This is a genomic window from Archangium minus (assembly GCF_044360475.1).
Classification (GTDB): Bacteria; Myxococcota; Myxococcia; order Myxococcales; family Myxococcaceae; genus Archangium; species Archangium minus.
This window is the reverse complement of sequence record NZ_CP043494.1, coordinates 8,239,721-8,259,563: the sequence shown is the minus strand read 5'-3', so window position 1 is coordinate 8,259,563 and position 19,843 is coordinate 8,239,721. Positions and strand designations below refer to the sequence as shown.

Genomic DNA, 19,843 nt, shown 5'->3' with positions numbered 1-19,843 from the left:
CTCTGGGAGAGGGCTAGGGTGAGGGTATTTTGCTCCTGCAAGGAGCCATCCGTGACCGTGAGCCTCACGCATCGGGCGAACAGAGGACGATTCCGCACGTCGGCGTAGCGGGGCCAACACATCCCGTGGAGGGCTCCAACTCGCCCCTTCCGCCGATGATGGCGTTCAGCTCACGCTCGTCGAGCTCGGTCAATGCCTTACCAGAGGGGCTCTCGGGGAGGGAGGAACGCTCCTCCGAGGAGAGGTTGGCGCGGAAGCCAGGATCCTTCCAGGCCCTGATGATCATTTCCTTTTTCATGGTGTCTGCTCCGAGGTGGGGAGGTGCCCAAGGGCGCGGTTCCTCTGGGTGGAGCTGTCGAGAGAGGCTTTGTGATAAAAAACCCAACGCCACCGGCGGTTGTGGCTCACCGGTGGCGCTGGGGGCGATTCAGGCGGGAGCCCTCACGGCGAGGGACACTCGTTTCCCGTCTGGCAGCGCACGATTCCACAGGAGTTGAGCGTCTCCCCGCAGTTGCGGAAGGTGGGGTAGGCGCAGCGGAGGGTATCGACTGAGTATTCCGGGCACTCCATCCCACCGTTGACCTCGAGCAACTCGGACTCGTCGAGATCGATTATCGAACTGCCAGCGGGGGACTCAGGGAGGGCCGTGCGCTCCTCGGCGGAAAGACTGGCGCGAAATGCCGGGTCTTTCCAGGCTCGGATGATCAATTCCTTCTTCATGGTGCTTCCTCCAGGGGGTGCCAGTCATGGGGTGCTGACATCTGGAGGGAGTGCCCTAGAACGCCGCGTGATGGCCTCACGCCGTGTTATTCCACCCGTCCCGTTTTTTGTACCTGGGCGCGCACCAACTCCGCGTAGACGCTGCCGCGCAGAAGCAACTCCTGGTGCCTCCCGGACTCCACCAGCCGGCCCCCGTCCATGACCAGGATGAGGTCCGCATCCACCACGGTGCTCAGCCGGTGGGCGATGATGACGCGGGTGCACTGGAGCGATGCAAGAGCCTGTTGCACGCGGCTCTCGGTAATGGCGTCGAGGGCGCTGGTGGCCTCGTCCAGCAGCAGCACTGCGGGCTTTTGCATCAGCGCCCGGGCCAAGGCCAGTCGCTGCCGCTGACCACCCGAGAGGGACGCGCCCCGGTCCACCAGCGGCGTGTCATAACCCATGGGCATGGCCATGACGTCGTCGTGAAGCTGGGCCAGGCGAGACGCCTGGATGACGGGCTCCAGCGGGGCGGCCGGGTCGGTGATGGCGATGTTGCCGCGCAGGGTGGAGCTGAAGAAGGTTGGCTCCTGGGGCACCACGCCCATCTGGCTCCGCACCGAGTGCAGATCCAACTCCATCAGGTCCTCACCGTCGAAGAGGACGCGCCCGGAGGTGGGCAGGTACAGACCGAGCAGCAGGTTGGCGAGGGTTGTCTTCCCCGCGCCCGAGCGGCCGACGATCGCCACGGACTGACCGGGCTCGATGCGCACGGACACGTCCTGCACCACCAGCGGTGACGTTTCCGAGTAACGGAAGGACACCTGCTCCAGCTCGATGCCTCCCTTGAGCTTCACGGGGCGGCCCGGGCGGGAGGGGTCCCTCTCGGGCGCGGTGTCCAGCACGTCGTCGATGCGCTCGATGTAGCTGCGCAGCAGCTGAAGCTGGGAGCCGGTGGTGACCAGGTTGCCCAGCGGCAGGAGCAGCGCCCCGGCCAGCGCGTTGAGCCCCATCATGGTGCCCAGCGTCATGTGTCCGCCCAGCACCTGGAGGGCCCCGAAGGTGAGCAGCACCAGCGGAGCCACCAGCCGCAGCGTTCCGGTGAGCGACTCCACCCACGCCGACAATCGGCCCCGCTTCAGCGACACATTCAGCACGCTGACGAAGTTCTCCGAGAAGCGCTGCACCGCCTGGTGCTCGATGCCGAACGCCTTGAGCGTCTGGATGCCGGTGAGCATTTCAATCTGGTAGCTCTGGCTCTTCGCCTCCACTTCCAGGTTCTCCGACATCAGCGCGCGCTGGCGGTGCGTGGAGAGCAGGAGGATGAGGATCTGCAGGCCGCCGAGCCCCAGGACGATGAGCGCCATGGGCGGGCTCACCACGAACAGCAGCACGAGGTAGAGGACCACCAGGGTGCCATCGAGCAGGGCGGAGAGCGTGCTGGAGGAGAGGATCTCCCGCACGGTGGCGTTGCTGTTGAGCCGTTGCAGGAGATCGCCCGCTGCGCGCACCTGGAAGAAGGCGTAGGACAACCCGACCAGGTGCTCAAGGAAGCCGAGCGTCATGTTCGAGTCCATGCGCGTGCGCAGCTCGAGCAGCAGGTGGCTGCGGATGAGCGAGGTCAGGAGCTGGAACAAGGCCAGCGACATGAAGCCCAGGCCCACGACGAGCAACAGGTGCGTGTCCCCCCGGGGCACCACCCGGTCGATGATGAGCCCCGTCAGCGCCGGTACTGCCAGCGCGAAGAGCTGGAGGATGAGCGAGACGACGATGATGCGCTGGAGGACGTGCGACTGCTGGAGCACCTGCAGCGCGTACCTCGCGGCAGAGCGGGGACGGGGCTTCTTGCCCGTCTCGAAGTTCTCACCCGGCTCCAGCAGCAAGGCCACGCCGGTGAAGGACTGGCGGAAGCGCTCCAGGGATACCTTGCGCCGACCATGGCCGGGATCGAGCAGGTGAACGCCGTCCCGTCCCAGCTTCTCGAAGACGACGAAGTGCGAGAACTGCCAGTGGAGGATGGTGCCGGCGGGCAAGTAGGTGAGGGCCTCGTCGTCCACGGAGACGCCGCGCCCACGCAGCCCGAAGGCGCGGGCCGTGCGCAGGATGTCGAGTGCCGACACCCCATCTCGCGCCGCGCCCATGGCCTGGCGGAGCTCCTCCAGCCGCACCGGTTTCCCATGATAGCCGAGCACCATGGACAGACAGGCGGCACCACACTCGAGCTCCGAGAGCTGACGAACGAGCGGGATGCGGCGCTCACGGCCCTTCACGCGCAGGTTGCGGAAAGCGGGGAAGCGCTCCGTGAGCCCCGGATGCCGGACGGGCTCAGTCCTCATGTCCCAGTGCTCCCTTCAGGCCCGGAATGAGCGTGACGAGGATGCGCTCCGTGCGCACGCGCGCATCAGCTTGGGCCAGCATCCCGTCGAAGTAGTTGAACGTCTTTCCCTTGAGGGTGAAGGTTGGCGAGTCGATGCGCGCCTTCACCAGCACCATGGGGCCCGAGAGCTGAAGGGCATCTCCACTGTCCGCTCCCAGGTAGCGGCGGACCTCCGCGGGGCCGATGACCTGATCTCCCACGGACTCGATGGTGAGCGTCTGGTACTCGTGGCTGAAGCCATGGAGCTCCACGCGCAAGGGCTTGCCCGGCTCGAGCCTCGGCCGGTAGCCACCGGGCAGCAGGGCCACCAGCGTCACGCGCACGTCGTCGCCGACCACGGAGACCACGTTCTCTCCCGGGTTGACGTACTGGCCCTTGCGCACGCGCAGGGCGTTCACGACCCCGGCGTGGGGTGCCCTCAACGTGCGGGCTTGCTGCCGGGCCTGAGCCAGCTCGCGCTCGGCTCGCAGGGACGTGAGGGACTGGCGCGCGGCCTCGTCCGTTGGGTCCTGCAGTACCCGGACGAGCTGCAGCTCGAACTCGCGCTCAATCCGCTCCAACGTGACGGTCTCCTCCTGCGAGAGGAAGCTCACCAGGGGTTGCCCGGCCTCCACCCGCTGCCCAGACTTCACGTCCACGGAGGCGACGATGCCCGGCTGCTGCGGGGTGAGATCGCTGCGGCCCTCGACCTTCACCACAGCGGGGCCGGAGGCGTACTCGGGAATAGTGCCGAACACGGAGTAGAGGCCCGCCGAGAGAACCAAGGCGAGCAGCACCCAGTACGTCCACCGGGTCCACCGGGGGGAGATGCGCAGGAGATCTCCCTCTTCCTGCGCACCCGCGTGGTGGCGGAGGGCCTCCTCGCGGAAGATTCGGGTCCGTTGTGAGGCTTCCATGATTACGGTGTGGCCCCCGTGGGAGCGGAGCCGTCCACGCCCCGCCCACCGAGCTGCCGCGAGGGCCCCGGACGGACATGGACCACCATGCCGGAGGAGGCCTCGGGGGGCGGCTGCTGCTGGAAGACGGCGGTGGCGAAGACCAGGCGGGCCGCGGCATCCACTTCAGGCGCGACGCTCTCGACCTCGCAAGGGAGTGAGACGTCTTGCTGGAGGACTTTCACCTCCAGGGGCTCGCCTGGCTGGAGCACCCGCGCCGCGTCCTCGGGCACAGCGAAGCGCACCTTCCAGCCCCCGGTGCCGAGCAGCTTGAGCACAGGCTGTCCCGCAGCCAGGCGGGCCCCCGGGCTGACGTGCTTCGCGGCCACCACGCCCTCGAAGGGGGCCACGAGCGTGGCCTCGCCGAGGTTCTGCTTCAGCTCGGCCACCTGGGCCCGTCGCTGGAGCGTCTGCGCCCGAGCCGCCTGCAGGCGGGCATTGGCGGTGCTCTCCGCGTAGCGGACCGTGTCCAACTCCTCCCGGGAATAGACCCCCAGCTTCAGGGCGCGCGGGGTGAAGTAGCGCGCCTTCTTCGCACGGGCTTCCGAGAGGGCGAGGGCCGCGGCTTGCTCCTCGGCGCGTGAACCCTGAAGGGAGGCCTCGGCCGCGGCCAACTCCTGCTGCAGCGAGCGCATGTCGAGCCGTGCGAGCACCTGGCCCGCACGCACAGCCTCGCCCACCTCGACCTCGAGCTTGTCCAACCGCGAGTCAAAGCGGGAGCTCACCTCCACGGAGTCCTGGGGAATGATGACTCCGAGGAAGGGCTCTCCAGTGCCCGAGCGGGAAACGGCACCTCCGTCCACCACCAGGGCGGGCGAAGGGCCGTCCCCACTCGAGTCGGGAAGAGCGAGGGCGGGCGCCGACGCCCCCACACTCCCCAGCAAAATCAATCCCCCTCCAACTGCCATTCTCCGCACGCAACGACGCATTCCGTGTCTCCCATGGCAGCTCCCACATGGGATGACTCGGCAGGGCGGTGTTGTGACATTTCAGGTTCAGGAGCTGTACCGCTTGCTGGGGATGCTGGGGTCGGGGGTACTGTCCTGGAAGAGATCCTCAAGCCGCCCAAAGCCCGTGGCGGTTTGGATTAGGGGCGGGTAGGGGTTGCCCGGCCAGTCGGAGCGGCTGAAGTCGATGAGGAGCGGCTGCCCGTTCGGACGCACGAGGATGTTGTCCGTCTGGATGGAGCCATGGTTGAGCCGCACGCGGCGCATGGCTCCGATGACCTGCGCGAGCTTCGAGAACATGGCGACGGTCTGCTTCGGGTTCATGCCCCGTCGCTTCGCGTCCTTGAGGGTCGTGTTCTCCGCATAGTCCAGGAGCAGGTAGCGGAAGCCGTGGACCGGATCCGGCCAGCGCCCCTCCGCGTGGAGCCGGATGATGCAGGGATGCCGCACGAGGCGCAGGGCTCCCGCCTCACGTTCCAGGTACTCCTCCAGGTGCTGCGCCTCGGCTGATCCGCGGGGCAGCAAGGCGATGCGCAGCAAACGGCGCACGCCCGCACGCTCAACCGCCCAGGTGATGCTGAAGGCGTCCTGACGCCAGCGACTGAGGACGCGCCAACCCGCGACTTCATCCGAGGGCTTGAGGGAAACAGGGTCGAAGGATGGGGTAGACATGACCTGTGCAGTAGCATGCGGGAGCCGACTTGTGTAGTAGGCACCTCACCTGGGTCCTGTACGAGTGTTCGACAGTCCCTTTGAGCCCCACGGAAAGTGGGACAGGGCCTTGTGCGAACTGTGGAAAAAAGCCACATGGGTCATTTTTCCGGCCCCACGCCCTGGTCAGACTGATCGGGGATGGTTAGTCCTTGCGGGCCTCTTCCGAGGCATGACGCAGCGCGGGAGATCGGCACGGCTCCTGCTACTGGTACGGCCTGTCGAAGGGGAGGCGTGGCCGCCATGGGAGTCAACGCTGTGGTGAATCAGCACGGAGAGTCATCGCGGAGGGGCCGGGCCTCCTTCTGGGGCGAGCCCCGGAGGCGCTCGGTGGTGTTCCAGGGCCAGGTGTTGTTGCTCGAAAACTTGAAGGAGCGGCGCCAGCTCATGTTCGACATGCTGGTGCGGGAGCGCTTCGAGGTCGGCGTGGTCGAGGACGCGCGGGATGCCGTCCAACTGCTCTCCGACGGGCTCTTCTCCGAGTCCGCGAAGGCGCCGGAGCTCATCATCGGCAACGCGCGGATGCTGGGCGACGCTGGACTGACGGCGCTCGAGCGGCTGTGCGCTCATCATCCCGAGGTGCCCGTTATTCTCTACAGCGCCTTCACCAGCCCGAAGCTGCGCGAGCGGATGGCGCGGATCCACGGCGCCTGCATCCTTGATGAGTCCGCGGCGCTCGAGGATCTGCGGGACGCGGCCCTGACGTTGGCCACCTCGCGCCAGACGAGCCTGTAGGCTCAGGGTCGCGGCACGAGCCGGACCGAGGGCGCCTTGAAGGAGGCGGTGACGGACCGCCCCTCGGCGAGCCCCAGCTCCTCACTGGAGAAGCGCGTCACCCGCGCCACCAGCGGAAAGCCCGCGTCGAGCACCACGCGAACAAGCGCTCCCTCAGGGGCGAGGGACACCACGGTACAGGGCAGCCGGTTGCGCGCGCTGGTGGGCGCCGCCTCGGGAGGGCCCAACGTGACGTCCTCCGCCCGGAGGCAGACGAAGACCGCGCGCCCCTCGTGCGGGGGCTCCAGGGAGATGAGGTGATGGGGGCCCACCTCCACCGTGGCCAGCCCCTGCTCGCGCCGCAGCACCGTGCCCGGCAGCACCGTCTCGATGCCCGTCATCCGCGCCACCGCGAGCTCCGCCGGGTGGTTGAACACGTCGGCCACGGGCCCCACCTGACACACCCGGCCGCCCTCCATGGCGACGAGGTCATCCCCCAGCGCGAGCGCCTCCAGCCTGTCGTGCGTCACCACCACGGTGGGCACGCCCAACTCACGGAGTAACCGCCGCAGCTCGCCCCTGAGGTGCTCGCGCGAGGGCGCATCCAGCGCGGACAGGGGCTCGTCGAGCAGGAGCAGGCGAGGGCGGATGGCCAGCGCCCGAGCCAGCGCCACCCGCTGCTGCTGCCCGCCGGAGAGCTCGCGTGGCCTGCGCTCTTCGAGTCCCTCCAGGCGCAGCAGGGCGAAGAGGGGGCGCGAGCGCTCACGGCGCTCGGCGGCAGGCAGGTGGGAGAGGCCGTACTGGACGTTCTGCTCGGCGGTGAAGTGGGGGAAGAGGGCGTAGTCCTGGAAGAGGAGGCCCACGCGCCGCTGCTGGGGCGGCAGGAACACGCGGGCCCCGGTGTCGCACCAGGGCTCGCCGTGGAAGAGGATGCGGCCCCGATCGGGCCGGTCGAGCCCTGCCAGGCACCGCAGCACCGTCGTCTTGCCCGCGCCCGAGGGGCCGAACAGCACGGAGACCCGACCGGGGGTGGCGGGCAGCTCCAGCGTGGCCTGGACGGTGGGCCCGCCGCGGAAGCGCTTCTCGAGGTCGATTACGAGCGTGTCGGCCATGATGCCCACACCCTTCGCTGGAGCCCGTAGGTGAGGGCCAGCACGACGAACGAGAAGACGAGCAACACCAGCGCTGTCCTGCTTGCCGACGCGTAGTCCAACGCCTGCACCGCGTCGTAGATGGCGATGGAGGCCGTGCGCGTGCGGCCCTCCAGGTTGCCTCCCACCATCAGCACCACGCCGAACTCACCCAGCGTGTGCGCGAACGTGAGCACCATGCCGGAGAGAATTCCGGTGACGGACAGGGGCAGCACGACGCGCACGAACGTCTGGAAGCGGGAGACGCCGAGGCACCACGAGGCCTCGATGAGGCGGCGATCCACGCCCGCCAGCGCCGCGGTGAAGGGCTGTACGGCGAAGGGGAGGCTGTAGAGCACCGAGGCCAGCAGCAGGCCCTCGAAGCTGAAGGGAAGGGTGTGCCCGACGAGCGATTCGAAGGCCTGACCCAGCGGGCTGCGCGGGCCGAGTACGATCAGGAGGTAGAAGCCAAGCACAGTGGGGGGCAGGACCAGGGGAAGCGCGACCACGGCCTCCACGAGGAACTTCCACCGCCAGCGCGAGGTGGCCAGCCACCAGGAGATGGGGAGGCCCACGACCAGGAGGATGAGCGTCGTCCACGCGGCAAGGCGGAGGCTGAGCAGGAAGGCGGCGGAGTCCATCGGTCACTCCCCCGGGAGGGAGAAGCCGTAGCGCTGGAGGAGCGCCCGGCCTTGAGCGCCGAGCAGCTCGTCGCGGAACTGCCTCGCCAGCTCCGGAGCCGCTGCCCGCTTCAGGAGGGCTCCGCCCTGCTCCATACGGGGGTAGGCCTCAAGGGGCACCTCCCAATAACGGCCCTGGCCTTTCATGGCGGGGGCCAGCGCGAGCGCCAGGGCGATGATGCCGGCATCCGCGGAGCCGCTCTGCACGAACTGGGCGGTCTGCGCGATGTTCTCCCCGAGCACCAGCCTGTCCTTGACGGCGTCGTAGACACCCAAGCTCTTCAGGGCAGCCTCGGCCGCGCGGCCATAGGGGGCGTGCTGAGGGTTGGCGATGGCGATGCGCTTGGCGGCGGGCTCGCGCAGCGCCTCCATTCCGAGTGACTCCACGGCCAGCGGTGAACCCTTGGGCACCCACACCACGATGCGGCCCACGGCGTAGAGGAAGACAGGATCCTTCTCGTCCACGAGACCCTGCTCGGCCAGCTTGCGCGGGTAGGCCACGTCCGCGGAGAGGAAGACGTCGAAGGGCGCACCGTTGCTGATTTGAGCGAGGAAGTTGCCCGAAGAGCCGTAGGTCACCTGGATGGCCGCGTCGGGGTGCCTCGCGCGGAACTCCACGAGGAACTCATCCAGCGCGAACTTCAGGTCCGACGCCGCGGCGATGGTCAGCGTCTGCTTGCGCTCGGGGGTGGGAGAGGGGGAGCGCAGGCCGGCCATGAAACCCGCTGCGACAATGAGCAGGACGCCCGCCGCGAGTGCTCCCTTCACGATTGCCTTCATCCGGTCCCTTCCCTCGGGTGTGGTGCCACGGTTCGCACAAGAGGGCCGGTAGGGGCAACACTCATGAGCCCCTTGCTCGCGGCGGACAAGCCGCGCCGGCCCCTGCCCGCGGACTTCGTGGTCCAACTACTCGACGGTCCACGCCTCGGCCCCGAGCAGCTTCTCGGCAAGCCCTGGGTCATCCACTTATGGGTCCCCAGGTGACACGCCTGTGCTCGGGAGTTTCCCGAGCTGGAAGCCGTCCGGAAGGAGTTCGAGCCCAAGGGGGTAGGTTTCCTCTTGCTCACGCTCGAACCGGACGAGACGCGTGTGCGCCGAGCCATCTCCGAGTGGAAGCTCCAGGGCCAGGTGGCCCTCGTCACCGGAGAGGTGCTCGGCCCACTCTCCGTGCGTGAGGTGCCCTCCACCGTCTTCGTCGATGCCCAGGGCCAGCTCGTCGCCGCTGCCAGTGGGCCCCGCTCCCAGCGCTTCCTCTCCAAGCGCACCCAAGAGCTGCTCGACTCCTCCCGCTGAGGACCTTCGCTCCCGCCTCCGGCGAGGTGTCACCCGGGAAACACGCTGGCTGGAGTTTTTTCTCTCTGTTCTCTGGGTGCTCTGAAAGAACTCCCGTTCCGCGGCCTGAAGCCGAAGAGGAGGGCGGCCCTGGCGGAAGACCCCTCGAACCCGGACAGGTCCGCCAACCCGCTGTTTTCCCGAAAGAAAGGGATGGAGGGTTCGCGTAGCCCCGGGGCCAGCGCGGAGCCTCCACGGTCCGGCACGGTTCTGGCTTTGGGCAGGGCCCGATGGCACGGACGACATATCGCGGGCTGAGGCCGGAAGTTGGGATGACGTGGCTTCCTTCGCTGGGCATCGCGTCCCTGGTGGGCGCGCACCTCTTGGCGGCGGTGCTCGGCCTGTACTCGTCTTCCCCGCGCGTGGCGGTGGTCCAGCCCCTCACGGGCGCGTCCCTCAACGGACGGGTGGAGATCGCAGTCCGGGCGGACGATGGGCCCACGGGCTCGGGGGTGCGGAGCGTGGAGTACCAGTTCGGCTCCACCACGGGCGCCTGGACGCCGCTGTGCCTGGACCGGGACTCCATGATCTACAAGGGCACGAAGGAGCTTGCGGCCGTGGTGGAGGGCAGCCACCCGCTCTACATCCGTGCCACGGATTACTCCGGCAACCTGCGCACCGTGTCCGTCACGGTGCAGGTGGCGCATCATCCTTCCGAGTCCACCGAGAACGCGCCCTCGGCGGACAAGCATCTCTCCTGGAAGGATGCCGGTACGTCGGACCCGATCGCGTCGAAGTTCCATCCCAGGAAGTGAGAGTCGCCCCCGTCTTCTCCTGCCTGGATTCTCGCTGGCTGCGCCGCGATGGAGTCCGGGTAGCGCTCAGGGCAGCTTGAGGTTCACGGTGAAGGTGTAGGTCACGCTGACAGGGCGGCCCTGGTAGGTCACCGGGCGGTAGTGGCGGCTCGTCAGCGACTCCAGCACCGCCTCGTCCATGAAGGGCTGCCCCTTGATGATGCGGCAGTTCTCGACGTCGCCTTCACGGGTGATGGTGCACTTGGCGATGACGACGCCGCTGACGCGGGCATGGAGCGCCTCCGACGTGTACTGGAGCGTCACGCCGGTGGACATCAGCTGCGGCGGAGTCATCCCGGCACCGAACGGGAGCACATCCTCGCCCGTCCCTCCAACGACGTTACTGGGGATGATGCTTCCGATGACGTCCTTGACGCCCGGCACACAGTTCTCGGTGCAGCGGCTGTCAGGGTGGCTGCCAGGGATATAAGGCAGGTCACTGGCCTCGTCGGGTTCCGTGTCCTCGGGAGGCGGAGTCGTCTCGACCTTCTGCTGCGACTCCGCGATCGGCGGCGGGATCTTCTTGGGCTGGACCAGCTCGGCCTTGGGCTTCTTGGGCTTGGGCGCGGAGGGCGCCGTCACGGCCTTGGGCGGATTCGGGTTGCCCCGGGGCGGCTGGGGGACGTTGAACACGAGCTCCGGTTCCGTCCGCTGGAGCTGCTCCACCGCCTTGCCGGAAAGGCCCAGCACGCCCGCGAACACGCCTGCGTGCACCATCAAGGACACCCACATCCCCGTCCCGAACCGACCCGCGCTCAACCCCGGCTGATTGATGACCGACTGGAACACTTGGACTCCCTCCTGGCTGACACCGTTCAAGCTACGGATCCGCGGAGGGTCGGTGGCCTTGGGTCGGCCATTTCTTCGTCATGGTTTTGTCATGGACTCGAGCTCCAGCCGGTAGCCGACCCCTCGGATGGTGTGGATGGTGAAGGAGGAGGCGCTCGTCCAGCCGAGCTTCTTCTTCAGGTTGGAGACGAAGTTGTCCACGGTGCGCGGGTCCACGACGACGTCCCGGCCCCACACGGCATCCAGGATTTCGCCCCGAGTCAGGGCGCGGTCGCGGTGCTTGAGGAGGAAGACGAGCAGCTCAAACTCGGTGCGGGTGAGATCGATGAGCCCGCCGTCGGTGCGGGAGAGGGCGCGCTTGCCGAGATCCAAGGTGTAGCCGGCGAAGGACATGACCTGGGGAGGGGCGCCGCCCGCCCGGCGCACCAGGGCGCCCACGCGGGCGAGCAGCTCGCGCAGCCGGTAGGGCTTGGTGAGGTAGTCCTGGGCGCCGGCCTCGAAGCCGCGGACGATGTCGTCCTCGAGCGAGCGCGCGGTGAGCATCAGCACCATGGCCTGGACGCCGCTGGCGCGCAGCCGCCGGCAGAAGGAGTAGCCGTCCTCGCCCGGGAGCATGACGTCGAGGATGAGCAGATCAAAGGCGCGCTCGCGAATGAGCGGCTCGGCCTCGCGGGCGTGGGTGGCCACGGCGACCTCGTAGCCCTCGTCCTGCAGGTTGTCGCGCAGGCCAATCCGCAGGTTCGCATCGTCCTCGACGACGAGGATGGAGGGGTGGGGACTAGGAGGGCTGCTCGGGGCGTTCATGGCGGGTTTCGGGGAAGAAGAGGGAGAAGGTGGTGCCCTGGGGGCTGGAATTCTCGATGGCGATGGAGCCCCCGTGGAGGGCCATGATTCTTCGGCACAGCGCGAGCCCGAGGCCACTGCCATGGACCTCGGAGCCCTGCGAGTCCAGCCGGTAGAAGTCGCGGAAGACGTTCTCCCACTCGTGCTTGGGGATGCCGATGCCGTTGTCGCTGAAGAGCACCACGCACCCATAGCCTGGGCGGGGGTGGGGGTAGGCGCGGATGGAGAGCTCCACGGGGCTGCGGCGGTTGTAGGCGCAGGCGTTTCGCGCGAGGTTGATGAGCAGCAGGCGCAGCAGGGACGGGTCGAACTTGAACTCTGCGTCGCCCACGTCGGCGGTGAGCCGGACGGGGACGGAGGTGTTGTCCACGAGATCCGAGCGGAGCATGGCGATGGACTCGTCGAACTTGATGCGGGTGGGCTTGATGTTCCAGCGGCCCTTGTCGATGCGGTTGAAGGACAGGATGTTCTCGACGAGGAAGTGCAGCCCGTCGGCGGCCTGGATGATGCGCTCGGGATATTCGCGCATCTCGGGGGCCTTGGAGAGCTTGCGCTCGAGCGTCTCCGCGAGCAGGCGGATGGAGGCCAGCGGGGTGCGCAGCTCGTGGGAGACGGTGGCCACGAAGTCGCTCTTGAGCTCGATGTAGCGGTAGCGGCCGCGCTGGGCCACCACCGCCATCACCCCAATGGCCACCGCGAGCGCGCCGCAGACGGCGACCAAGATCGTCTTCAGCCCGTAGCGCTGCTCGATGGCCGCCTCAGCGGCGGTCCATTCAGGGACGGAGACCTCCAGCCGCAGGGTCTCGAGCGGCTGAACGGCGTCGGGATGCTTCAGCCGCAACGAGCCGCCCTTACCGAAATGACCGCGCTCGCTCATATCCCGGGCCAGGTCGCGCAGGAGCGCGTCGAGGTCTACGGCGAGGCCACGTACCACCTCCCCCTTTCGCTCTACGTACCAGCGCTCGCCGATGAGGGTGGGGCCGTTGAGGCCCTCGGGCAGCATGAGCATGCCGGTGCCGGGCTCCTGGGCACGCGCCAGGAAGTCAGCAGAGGGCTCGCCGAGCGCGGTGCTCACCCGCACGACGTGGGCGAGCAGGAAGTTGAAGTCGGGCTGGGTGAAGCGCCAGCGCTCGCGGAGGAGATCGCGCTGCAGGCCCGCGGAGCGCTCGATGCCGCCGAGGTCCTCCGGGAGCCCATCGCGCAGGAGCGCGCGGACGAGGGGCGGGGTGGACGGGCCGCGCTGGAGCCGCTCCAACAGGAGGAGGACGAAGGGCAGCTCCTGCTCTGGGGGGAGGGGGTGCTCGGCGTGGTAGCGCAGCAGGTCATCAGAGAGCCTGTTGGCCAGGGTGAGCTTCTTCGCAGTGAGCGCCGCCTCCACGGCGCGCAGCCGGCTCAGCCGCTCCACCCAGGGCTCCGCCGGGGTGCCCTCGGTGAGGGCGCGGCTGAGCTCCCGGTATTGGCGCCGGGCGGGGGTACGCGCACCGGGAGTGGAGAGGGTGAGGCGGGGCAGGAACTGGTGTCCGCGGAACTGGAGGAAGAAGCCCTCGCTGGGGGCGAGCGGGTCGCCCATGGCGGCATGGAGGGCGGTGAGGTTTCCCTCCAACTGCTTACTGAACGTGTGCCGCAGGGCCTGGGTGGCGTACTCCTCGAGCGCATCCCGGCGAGAGCGGAGCTGGGCGCGAGAGTCCTCACGCTCCTGGGCGAAGATGCGCTGGAGGGCCACCAGCCCGAAGGAGAGGGCGAGGAGGCCGCAGCCGATGGCGATGAGCGTAGGAAGGAGCCGGCGCAGCATGAGGGCCCGAGGGCCACGGGCATCATACGTGTGCATGGCGGGTCCGTCATCGTACGAGCCAAGGTGTGCTCGTCCGGTTGGCCGCCGCACCAAGGGACGGAAGGGACTCGCCAGGAGGGGAGGGGATGCGAAGGATGAAGGGGTGACTTCAAAAGTCGGACCCCTCCATGCCATCTCTCCCGTTGTTTCCCGAGACGTCCCCGGCACCGAGCGAGAAGGCGCTGCGGGTGCACGAGCGCCTGTGCGCCGTCTATGGCTGTCCCATCCCTTTCTTCCGCACGCAGGAGCCGCTCGGTGAGCTCGTCTCGGCACTGCTGAGCCACCGCACGCGCAACGCCTCCAGCGGCGCGGCCTTCCGCCAGCTCCGCGCGCGCTTCCCCACCTGGGAGGAGGTACGGGATGCTCCCTGTGTCCAGGTCCAGGAGGCCATTGCCGCGGTGACGTGGCCGGAGCAGAAGGCGCCCCGCATCCAGCAGGTGCTGAGGCGCATCACGGAGCTCCGCAACGGCGACCTGTCGCTGGACTTCCTGGGGGAGCTGCCCGTGCGCGAGGCGCGGGACTGGCTGGAGCGCCTGCCTGGGGTGGGGCCGAAGTCGAGCGCCGCGACGCTGCTGTTCAGCCGCCTGCGGATGCCGGCGCTGCCGGTGGACAGCCACCACCACCGGGTCGCGGTAAGGCTGGGGCTGATTCCCGAGACCACGCTGGTGGGTCCGGCCCACCGGCTGCTCGAGGCCCAGCTCCCGTCGGACTGGGACGCGCAGCGCCTCTATGACAACCACGAGGCGCTGATGCTGCACGGGCAGCGGTGTTGCTTCTTCCGGGAGCCCGCGTGCCAGCGGTGCGCTGTGCTGGACCTGTGCCCCACGGGTCAGGCCCGTCTCGCCCGAGTCACTTCTGGGCGGCTGGTGCTTCCAGGACCTTGAGGTCCAGCTCATTCAACTTCGAGAGGACCCGATCGAACCGGAACGGGTAGGGCTTCTGCGGATACACATAGCCGTCGTACTTGTCCCCCAGGGTTCTGAAGAACGGCTCGAAGAGCCCCGGCGTCAGGAAGCCGATGAACCGAGTGTAGTGATTGTTGAGCTGGTAGGCGTGAATCGTGCGCGCGGGAACGTGGGCGAAATCACCCGGATACATCGTCAGCGTCTCGTTATTGACCCGCATGGTCATGCTTCCATCGAGACAGAAGAAGTTCTCCGTGTGCTTCTCATGGTAGTGCGCGGGGATCATCGGCCCGGCAGGACCTTCGGTCATGACGGCGATGAACTTGCCATCACTGACCTGCTGGTCCCCGAGGAAGGAGAAGAGTTGATCTCCCGCGACCAGCCGCTGTCCTTCACCCGAGGCGAGAACGTAGGGGACCTTCTTGTCGGGGACCACGCCATTGCGAACGCGCTGGGGCGTGCTCTTGCTCGGCGCCTTGCTCTCGAAACGAACGTCCGCGCTGGCTTCGGCCTTCTTCAACAGCTCCTTGGAGATGTCGGGATTGACCTTCTCCGGCTGGACATAGCCCGCGAAGGGTTGGCCGAGGGTCTTGTAGATGGGGCCAATCTCTTTACCCGTGTTCCATGAGAGGATCTGGGTCCGGTGACCCAGCATCTTGAACGCATGCGGCGTTCCCTGGGGGATGCTGGCGTAGTCACCGCGGATCATCAGGTAGTGCTGACCCCCGAGCCAGAGCTCGACTTCACCGTCGAGGATGTAGAGGGCCTCGTGTGAGCGCGCGTGCGTGTGCAGCGGAAAGCTCGCATTCTTTCCGCCTGTCAGGATGGCGGCCTCGAAATGCTCTCCCGTGTCCTCGCCTCTCGCGATCAAGGCCGCGACCATTCCACCCACCAGGTAGCGCTCGCCCTCGCCGTTCCTGATGTAATAGGGAAGTTGTTGGCCTGGCAGTTTGCCTTCAGGCACGACCTTCTGGATGTCGATGCCCTTGCCAGCCTTTTCCGTGTCCTGGGCGTAGGCGCCCTGAAGCGGCCCGAAAACCATCGTCAACGCCATGGCTGCGCCCAGGAGGCCCGGCCTCTTCTTCGACTCGTAGCTCATACCGATCTCCTTCGAGCAGGAGAGGGCCCAGGGCCGGCACGGAACCGCGTGCGCCCCTGGATGCCCCTTCTCTCGAGAGTGAGGACTTGACCTGTACCGTATCGTGGTACAGAGTATCGTTCTGCGATACGAAAGTAGAGTCCGGAGGGTGGAATGTCAAACCAAAGGAGCGGGAAGGGGCGAACGGACCAGGAGTCCGCGGAGGCCGATGCGGCCGAGGAGAGCCGCGATGGACGCAGCGGGCAGATCCAGGTGATTGCGCGGGCGGCGGCCATCCTTCGGGCGCTCGCGGGGCAACCGAAGGGGCTGAGCCTGGGACAGATCGCGAAGCGGGTGGGACTGCCGCGCTCGACGGTGCAACGAATCGTGGGAGCGCTCGAGGCCGAGCAACTCGTGACCGCGGGAGGTGAGAGCGAGGGCGTGAGACTGGGCCCGATGCTGGGGTTGCTGGCCGCTTCCTCCCAGACGGACCTGGTCTCGATTGCTCAGCCGCACCTCGAGGCGCTCAGCCGTCGCGTCCATGAGACGGTGGACCTGTCGGTCATGAAGGGCCACCAGGTCGTCTCCGTGGCGCAGAGTCGAGGCGACCGGGAGCTGAACGTCGTCTATCCGGTGGGCGGGGTCCTTCCGATGTACTGCACCGCCCACGGCAAGGCGCTACTGGCCGAGCTGTCGGACGAGGAGGTCGAGCAGCTCGTCGGCTCCAGACTCGAGCCGTTCACTCCAAAGACCCATCGGACGATGCCCGCGCTGTTGGCGGATCTGCGCGAGGTCCGTCGGAGTGGTTTCGCCTATGGGCTCGAGGAGCATGCGGAGGGGATCTGCGCGATCGGCGTCGCCCTCCGGACCGCGGCGGGGGCGCGATATGCCATCGGGATTCCGGTCCCAGCGCATCGGTTCCATGCGCAGCTCGACGTGTTGCGCAAGGAGCTCGCGCGCTGCCGGGATGAGATCGAAGCGGCGGCCGGTGCCAGCCTCGGTCCTGCGCCGGACAGGGGCGCGGGCCGCCGCTGATCAGCGGCCGCTGCCACCCACCGCGGCGGAATCCAGACGCTGGTGCCCGGACACCTTCACCTGCGTGCGGAAGCGCACCTTGTAGACGAGCACGCCGCCCGAGCCCGCGAACTGGAGCTGCGTGGGAGCCCGCTCGCAGGGGGTGTCTCCGTAGACGAAGTCGATCTGGAAGCTGTCGAGCATGGGGGCCAGCTCGGACGGGGACAGGTGCATGGAGATGAGCTGGGCCGTCTGGGGCTCCACCACCGCCGTGCCCTTCATCCGCTTCTTGTCCTTCTTGCGCGGGGTGATCTTCACCGTGACCAGCCCCTCGCGAGGACCCGGGGCCTGCTCGAACTGGTACTCGTCGCGGACCTGGGGGTGGAAGGGCGAGAGCTGCCCGCGCGGATCCTCGTTCTGCTTCTGATCCTGGGGCTCGGCCTTGAGCTGGCTGAGCAGGTCTCCCTCCTCCTTCTCGGAGAGCTTCTTGCGTGAGACGACCTGCGTCCCCGCGCGGATCACCTCGTAGGTGCGGGTGAGCCGTCCCTTGCTCTTCCCCTCCTTGTCCAACTGCTCCGTGACCGAGTTCTCGATGACGCGGCAGCCGGGAACGGCCAGCTTCTTCTCCTCGGCTTCACCGAGCCGGTTGAGGAGATCCTGCAGGGGCATTTCCGCTCGAGCGGAGGCGGCGGAGATCAACACCAGAAGAATGAAGGTGCGCATGGCGCAGCCAACCTAGCCACTTCCGGGCAACTCCAGAGCCAGCCCGGGAGTCCCCGGACCAGCAACTGCGTTGCATTGAACAAGAAGGGGCGCTTCCTGGTGAGCCCGCGTGTTCGAATTCCGTCGGGGTCAACCTGGGAAGCCCAGTACGCCGTCATCAATGACATCGCCGTGGACGCTGCTCATCAAAGCAAAACGGCCGCGGAGGTCGCCCCCGCGGCCGTTGTCTCAAACGCTGGTTTCGATCAGAGCAGGGCGCGCTTGTAGAGCGCCAGCAACTCGGCCCAGGCCTTCTCGGCCGCGGCCTCGTTGTAGATGCTGCTGGCCATGTCCTTCACGCACCAGCCGTGCTGGGCGCCGTTGTAGACCTCGATCTTGTTTTTCACCTTGGCGGCGTCGAACGCCTCCTTGAGCTTGACCTTGGCCTGCGGGTCGCGCTCGTCGTCGTTGGCGGCGACGGCGATCAGCATCTCGGCCTTGAGCTTCGGGGCCAGCAGGTGGGGGCTGTCAGGCGCCTGGGTGACCAGGCCGCCGCCGTGGAACGAGGCGCCCGCGCCCACCCGCTCCGACAGCGAGGCGGTGCGGATGGTCAGCGGCCCGCCCATGCAGTAGCCCTGCACCCCGATCTTGGCGCGCTTGTTCACCTGCGGCTGCTGGTCCAGCCAGGCCAGGAAGGCGCCGCCGTCGGTGAAGGCGGTGTCCTGGTTCAGCGTGCCCACGAGCTTCATGATCTCCTCGCGGTCGGCGGGGACGGTGAAGTCCATCGGCCGCGAGAACACCGGCGCCTTGCGGGTGCGGTAGAAGGGGTTGGGCACAAGAACGGCATAGCCCTCGGCCGCCAGCCGCCGGCCCATGTCGCGCATGGCGGGGCGCAGGCCAAAGGCGTCCGGCCACAGCAGCACGCCCGGCCACGGGCCGTTGCCCGACGGGTGGAAGAAGGCGGCGTCGGCCGTGCCAGTAGGGGTCTTGAGCTCGACGTCGTGCTCGGCCACGGCCCCGGCGGCCCGATTGGAATAGTCGTCCATGGTTCTCCTCCCCAGGTGCTTCGTTGAGTCCGCCACTATTTCCGAGACCCGGCCGCTGGCCAATCCTTCTTGCTGACGTCCCTTCGCTTACGGCTGCCCTCGCGAGTGGATCGGCAGGCTCCCGCTCGCTTCGAGAATGGCTCGCAGGTCCTCGGGGATCGGCATGGGGGTGCGGATGCCCACGTTGGCACCCCCCGTGTTGCCGAGCGGTGCCCGGCCGAGCCACGAGCCGGGCCCGGCCAACAGGATTCTCGCGAGCTGTCCGAGCAGCTCGCGCACGTTCCGGCGCCGCCACCCGAAGCCGAACATGAGGCAGTGCACCCGGATGTGGGGCCCGGCATGGGCCTGACTCAGGATGTGGGCCCGCTCCAGGTGACGCCAGGCACGTGGCAACCCGCCGTCCCGCTCCGCCTCGACCGCCTGGCGCAACTCGGCCTCGAAAGCGGCGCGCAGTTTCGACTCCATCGGCATGACTTCCCTCCTTCGTGACCGCACCACCTTCTCGCGAGCGAGATGCGCGCGCTTGTAGGAACTCGCTATTCCGTGGGGGGGAGGACCCACTCGACCACGCCGACGATCTCCGAGGGGGACAGCCCGAACATGCGGCGAAAGGTGTGGCTCAGATGCGCACTGTCGGTGAAGCCCGCCGCGTGCGCCGCGGTGGTGAGGGGCGCTCCCCTGCGCAGGGACTCGGCGGCGCGGTGGAGCCTCAGCCACAGGATGTAGGGCCGGAGAGGGAGGCCCACCTCGGCGCTGAAGAGGTGGGAGAGCCGGCTGGCGGAGAGCCCCACCCGTGCGGCGAGCGCCTCCAGGCTCACGTCGTCCTCGAGCATCTCTGGCAGGAGGCGCAGCAGTCGCTTCACCGCCGGGTGGGCGGGTCGAGGGACCGCCGTGTTCACCTGGAGGACGCGGATCATCTCCTGCGCGAGCGCCTCGGCCTCGTGCCAGTGCCGCGGTAGCGCCCGTGGGACAAGCGACAGGAGTCGCTCCCCGGCTCGCTGCCAGTCGGTCACGGAGTCCCTGGCCAGGCCGAGCGTCCGGAGGTTGCGCCCGACGAGGTCGTCAGGGGAGACGTGCAGTAGCACCGCGGCGCTGGCCGCGCCGACCACCGCATGCCCGACGTCCGGCGGGATGACGGCCGCCCCACACGCCCTGACCTGCTGGCGGGAGTCACTCAGCGGGACCGGCTCACCGAGCGAGAGCACCAACTGGAAGCTGTGATGGGCATGCAGCCGCGTCTCGCCCAGGGGCCCCGCGTAGAGCAGGCGCCCGGGCCCGAAGAAGAGATGCCCTCTCCACGGGGGGGTCGTGGCCAC

23 protein-coding genes are annotated in these 19,843 nt (G+C 68.0%); 6 read left to right on the top strand and 17 right to left on the bottom strand.

Annotated elements, in window-relative coordinates; genetic code table 11:
- Window positions 1-64 precede the first annotated feature (64 nt).
- The 6 genes from F0U60_RS33510 to F0U60_RS33485 all read right to left on the bottom strand — a co-directional run bounded on the left by F0U60_RS33510 (window position 65) and on the right by F0U60_RS33485 (window position 5,630).
- On the bottom strand, window positions 65-298 hold the full coding sequence (locus F0U60_RS33510) for a mersacidin/lichenicidin family type 2 lantibiotic (RefSeq protein WP_395806091.1): 234 nt from the start codon (window positions 296-298) through the stop codon (window positions 65-67).
- Between the two features lie 143 nt (window positions 299-441).
- Window positions 442-720: a mersacidin/lichenicidin family type 2 lantibiotic gene (locus tag F0U60_RS33505; protein ID WP_395806089.1), complete on the bottom strand. Its 279-nt coding sequence runs from the start codon at window positions 718-720 to the stop codon at window positions 442-444.
- 86 nt (window positions 721-806) lie between these two features.
- Window positions 807-3,035, bottom strand: a complete 2,229-nt coding sequence (locus F0U60_RS33500; protein ID WP_395806087.1) for a peptidase domain-containing ABC transporter — start codon at window positions 3,033-3,035, stop codon at window positions 807-809.
- Window positions 3,025-3,972, bottom strand: a complete 948-nt coding sequence (locus F0U60_RS33495) for an efflux RND transporter periplasmic adaptor subunit (RefSeq protein WP_395806085.1) — start codon at window positions 3,970-3,972, stop codon at window positions 3,025-3,027. The genes F0U60_RS33500 and F0U60_RS33495 overlap by 11 nt, the downstream gene beginning before the upstream one ends.
- Window positions 3,973-3,974: 2 nt before the next feature.
- Window positions 3,975-4,901, bottom strand: coding sequence for an efflux RND transporter periplasmic adaptor subunit (locus F0U60_RS33490; protein ID WP_395806083.1), 927 nt, complete (start codon window positions 4,899-4,901; stop codon window positions 3,975-3,977).
- A gap of 105 nt (window positions 4,902-5,006) precedes the next feature.
- Window positions 5,007-5,630, bottom strand: coding sequence for a hypothetical protein (locus F0U60_RS33485; RefSeq protein ID WP_395806081.1), 624 nt, complete (start codon window positions 5,628-5,630; stop codon window positions 5,007-5,009).
- A gap of 282 nt (window positions 5,631-5,912) precedes the next feature.
- Here F0U60_RS33485 and F0U60_RS33480 point away from each other — a divergent pair, with 282 nt between their 5' ends.
- Entirely contained in the window at window positions 5,913-6,404 is a 492-nt protein-coding gene (locus tag F0U60_RS33480) for a response regulator (protein WP_395806079.1), read from the top strand.
- Window positions 6,405-6,406: 2 nt separating this feature from the next.
- Here F0U60_RS33480 and F0U60_RS33475 read toward each other — a convergent pair whose 3' ends face one another.
- Genes F0U60_RS33475 through modA form a run of 3 tightly spaced genes read right to left on the bottom strand, consistent with a single transcriptional unit; the run spans window position 6,407 to window position 8,973 of the window.
- Window positions 6,407-7,495: an ABC transporter ATP-binding protein gene (locus tag F0U60_RS33475; RefSeq protein ID WP_395806077.1), complete on the bottom strand. Its 1,089-nt coding sequence runs from the start codon at window positions 7,493-7,495 to the stop codon at window positions 6,407-6,409.
- Window positions 7,477-8,154 carry a molybdate ABC transporter permease subunit gene (modB, locus tag F0U60_RS33470; RefSeq protein WP_395806075.1) on the bottom strand — a complete coding sequence of 226 codons (678 nt, stop codon included), beginning with the start codon at window positions 8,152-8,154 and terminating at the stop codon, window positions 7,477-7,479. Before modB ends, F0U60_RS33475 begins: the two co-directional genes overlap by 19 nt.
- A gap of 3 nt (window positions 8,155-8,157) precedes the next feature.
- Entirely contained in the window at window positions 8,158-8,973 is an 816-nt protein-coding gene (modA, locus tag F0U60_RS33465; RefSeq protein WP_395806073.1) for a molybdate ABC transporter substrate-binding protein, read from the bottom strand.
- A 63-nt stretch (window positions 8,974-9,036) separates the two neighbouring features.
- Between modA and F0U60_RS33460 the strand changes: the two genes are divergently transcribed.
- The 3 genes from F0U60_RS33460 to F0U60_RS33450 all read left to right on the top strand — a co-directional run bounded on the left by F0U60_RS33460 (window position 9,037) and on the right by F0U60_RS33450 (window position 10,280).
- Window positions 9,037-9,177 carry a hypothetical protein gene (locus tag F0U60_RS33460; protein WP_395806071.1) on the top strand — a complete coding sequence of 47 codons (141 nt, stop codon included), beginning with the start codon at window positions 9,037-9,039 and terminating at the stop codon, window positions 9,175-9,177.
- 75 nt (window positions 9,178-9,252) lie between these two features.
- The gene (locus F0U60_RS33455; RefSeq protein WP_395806069.1) at window positions 9,253-9,486 is read left to right on the top strand and encodes a TlpA family protein disulfide reductase; all 234 of its coding nucleotides are present in this window, start codon (window positions 9,253-9,255) and stop codon (window positions 9,484-9,486) included.
- Window positions 9,487-9,797: 311 nt separating this feature from the next.
- Window positions 9,798-10,280: a hypothetical protein gene (locus F0U60_RS33450; RefSeq protein WP_395806067.1), complete on the top strand. Its 483-nt coding sequence runs from the start codon at window positions 9,798-9,800 to the stop codon at window positions 10,278-10,280.
- A 66-nt stretch (window positions 10,281-10,346) separates the two neighbouring features.
- On the opposite strand, the gene F0U60_RS33445 is transcribed toward F0U60_RS33450, so the two are convergent.
- The 3 genes from F0U60_RS33445 to F0U60_RS33435 form a co-directional block, all read right to left on the bottom strand.
- On the bottom strand, window positions 10,347-11,108 hold the full coding sequence (locus F0U60_RS33445; RefSeq protein WP_395806065.1) for an energy transducer TonB: 762 nt from the start codon (window positions 11,106-11,108) through the stop codon (window positions 10,347-10,349).
- A gap of 78 nt (window positions 11,109-11,186) precedes the next feature.
- Window positions 11,187-11,912, bottom strand: a complete 726-nt coding sequence (locus tag F0U60_RS33440) for a response regulator transcription factor (protein ID WP_395806063.1) — start codon at window positions 11,910-11,912, stop codon at window positions 11,187-11,189.
- Window positions 11,887-13,743, bottom strand: coding sequence for an ATP-binding protein (locus tag F0U60_RS33435; RefSeq protein WP_395825568.1), 1,857 nt, complete (start codon window positions 13,741-13,743; stop codon window positions 11,887-11,889). Before F0U60_RS33435 ends, F0U60_RS33440 begins: the two co-directional genes overlap by 26 nt.
- 167 nt (window positions 13,744-13,910) lie before the next feature.
- On the opposite strand from F0U60_RS33435, the gene nth reads away from it, so the two are divergent.
- A complete protein-coding gene (nth, locus tag F0U60_RS33430; protein WP_395806061.1) occupies window positions 13,911-14,666 on the top strand; it encodes an endonuclease III domain-containing protein in 756 nt (251 codons plus the stop codon).
- Here the strand turns inward: nth and F0U60_RS33425 are convergent.
- Window positions 14,632-15,786 (bottom strand): quercetin 2,3-dioxygenase, encoded by a 1,155-nt coding sequence (locus F0U60_RS33425; RefSeq protein WP_395806059.1) that lies wholly within the window; start codon window positions 15,784-15,786, stop codon window positions 14,632-14,634. The two genes, nth and F0U60_RS33425, sit on opposite strands and share 35 nt — an antisense overlap.
- 153 nt (window positions 15,787-15,939) lie before the next feature.
- Here F0U60_RS33425 and F0U60_RS33420 point away from each other — a divergent pair, with 153 nt between their 5' ends.
- A complete protein-coding gene (locus F0U60_RS33420) occupies window positions 15,940-16,800 on the top strand; it encodes an IclR family transcriptional regulator (RefSeq protein WP_395806057.1) in 861 nt (286 codons plus the stop codon).
- Here the strand turns inward: F0U60_RS33420 and F0U60_RS33415 are convergent, their stop codons facing one another.
- The 4 genes from F0U60_RS33415 to F0U60_RS33400 form a co-directional block, all read right to left on the bottom strand.
- Complete coding sequence (locus F0U60_RS33415; protein WP_395806055.1) at window positions 16,801-17,502, bottom strand: hypothetical protein; 702 nt, start codon at window positions 17,500-17,502, stop codon at window positions 16,801-16,803.
- 245 nt (window positions 17,503-17,747) lie between these two features.
- The gene (locus F0U60_RS33410; RefSeq protein ID WP_395806053.1) at window positions 17,748-18,527 is read right to left on the bottom strand and encodes a dienelactone hydrolase family protein; all 780 of its coding nucleotides are present in this window, start codon (window positions 18,525-18,527) and stop codon (window positions 17,748-17,750) included.
- 87 nt (window positions 18,528-18,614) lie between these two features.
- Entirely contained in the window at window positions 18,615-18,998 is a 384-nt protein-coding gene (locus F0U60_RS33405) for a DUF3703 domain-containing protein (protein ID WP_395806051.1), read from the bottom strand.
- Between the two features lie 65 nt (window positions 18,999-19,063).
- Window positions 19,064-19,843 (bottom strand): helix-turn-helix transcriptional regulator, encoded by a 780-nt coding sequence (locus tag F0U60_RS33400; RefSeq protein ID WP_395806049.1) that lies wholly within the window; start codon window positions 19,841-19,843, stop codon window positions 19,064-19,066.

What these genes read in the sequence shown, in the direction of transcription:
- F0U60_RS33510 (WP_395806091.1), bottom strand. Translation starts at nt 298, where the DNA reads ATGAAAAAGGAAATGATCATCAGGGCCTGGAAGGATCCTGGCTTCCGC.
- F0U60_RS33505 (WP_395806089.1), bottom strand. Translation starts at nt 720, where the DNA reads ATGAAGAAGGAATTGATCATCCGAGCCTGGAAAGACCCGGCATTTCGC.
- F0U60_RS33500 (WP_395806087.1), bottom strand. Translation starts at nt 3,035, where the DNA reads ATGAGGACTGAGCCCGTCCGGCATCCGGGGCTCACGGAGCGCTTCCCC.
- F0U60_RS33495 (WP_395806085.1), bottom strand. Translation starts at nt 3,972, where the DNA reads ATGGAAGCCTCACAACGGACCCGAATCTTCCGCGAGGAGGCCCTCCGC.
- F0U60_RS33485 (WP_395806081.1), bottom strand. Translation starts at nt 5,630, where the DNA reads ATGTCTACCCCATCCTTCGACCCTGTTTCCCTCAAGCCCTCGGATGAA.
- F0U60_RS33480 (WP_395806079.1), top strand. Translation starts at nt 5,913, where the DNA reads ATGGGAGTCAACGCTGTGGTGAATCAGCACGGAGAGTCATCGCGGAGG.
- F0U60_RS33475 (WP_395806077.1), bottom strand. Translation starts at nt 7,495, where the DNA reads ATGGCCGACACGCTCGTAATCGACCTCGAGAAGCGCTTCCGCGGCGGG.
- modB (WP_395806075.1), bottom strand. Translation starts at nt 8,154, where the DNA reads ATGGACTCCGCCGCCTTCCTGCTCAGCCTCCGCCTTGCCGCGTGGACG.
- modA (WP_395806073.1), bottom strand. Translation starts at nt 8,973, where the DNA reads ATGAAGGCAATCGTGAAGGGAGCACTCGCGGCGGGCGTCCTGCTCATT.
- F0U60_RS33460 (WP_395806071.1), top strand. Translation starts at nt 9,037, where the DNA reads ATGAGCCCCTTGCTCGCGGCGGACAAGCCGCGCCGGCCCCTGCCCGCG.
- F0U60_RS33450 (WP_395806067.1), top strand. Translation starts at nt 9,798, where the DNA reads ATGACGTGGCTTCCTTCGCTGGGCATCGCGTCCCTGGTGGGCGCGCAC.
- F0U60_RS33440 (WP_395806063.1), bottom strand. Translation starts at nt 11,912, where the DNA reads ATGAACGCCCCGAGCAGCCCTCCTAGTCCCCACCCCTCCATCCTCGTC.
- F0U60_RS33435 (WP_395825568.1), bottom strand. Translation starts at nt 13,743, where the DNA reads ATGCTGCGCCGGCTCCTTCCTACGCTCATCGCCATCGGCTGCGGCCTC.
- nth (WP_395806061.1), top strand. Translation starts at nt 13,911, where the DNA reads ATGCCATCTCTCCCGTTGTTTCCCGAGACGTCCCCGGCACCGAGCGAG.
- F0U60_RS33425 (WP_395806059.1), bottom strand. Translation starts at nt 15,786, where the DNA reads ATGAGCTACGAGTCGAAGAAGAGGCCGGGCCTCCTGGGCGCAGCCATG.
- F0U60_RS33420 (WP_395806057.1), top strand. Translation starts at nt 15,940, where the DNA reads ATGTCAAACCAAAGGAGCGGGAAGGGGCGAACGGACCAGGAGTCCGCG.
- F0U60_RS33415 (WP_395806055.1), bottom strand. Translation starts at nt 17,502, where the DNA reads ATGCGCACCTTCATTCTTCTGGTGTTGATCTCCGCCGCCTCCGCTCGA.
- F0U60_RS33410 (WP_395806053.1), bottom strand. Translation starts at nt 18,527, where the DNA reads ATGGACGACTATTCCAATCGGGCCGCCGGGGCCGTGGCCGAGCACGAC.
- F0U60_RS33405 (WP_395806051.1), bottom strand. Translation starts at nt 18,998, where the DNA reads ATGCCGATGGAGTCGAAACTGCGCGCCGCTTTCGAGGCCGAGTTGCGC.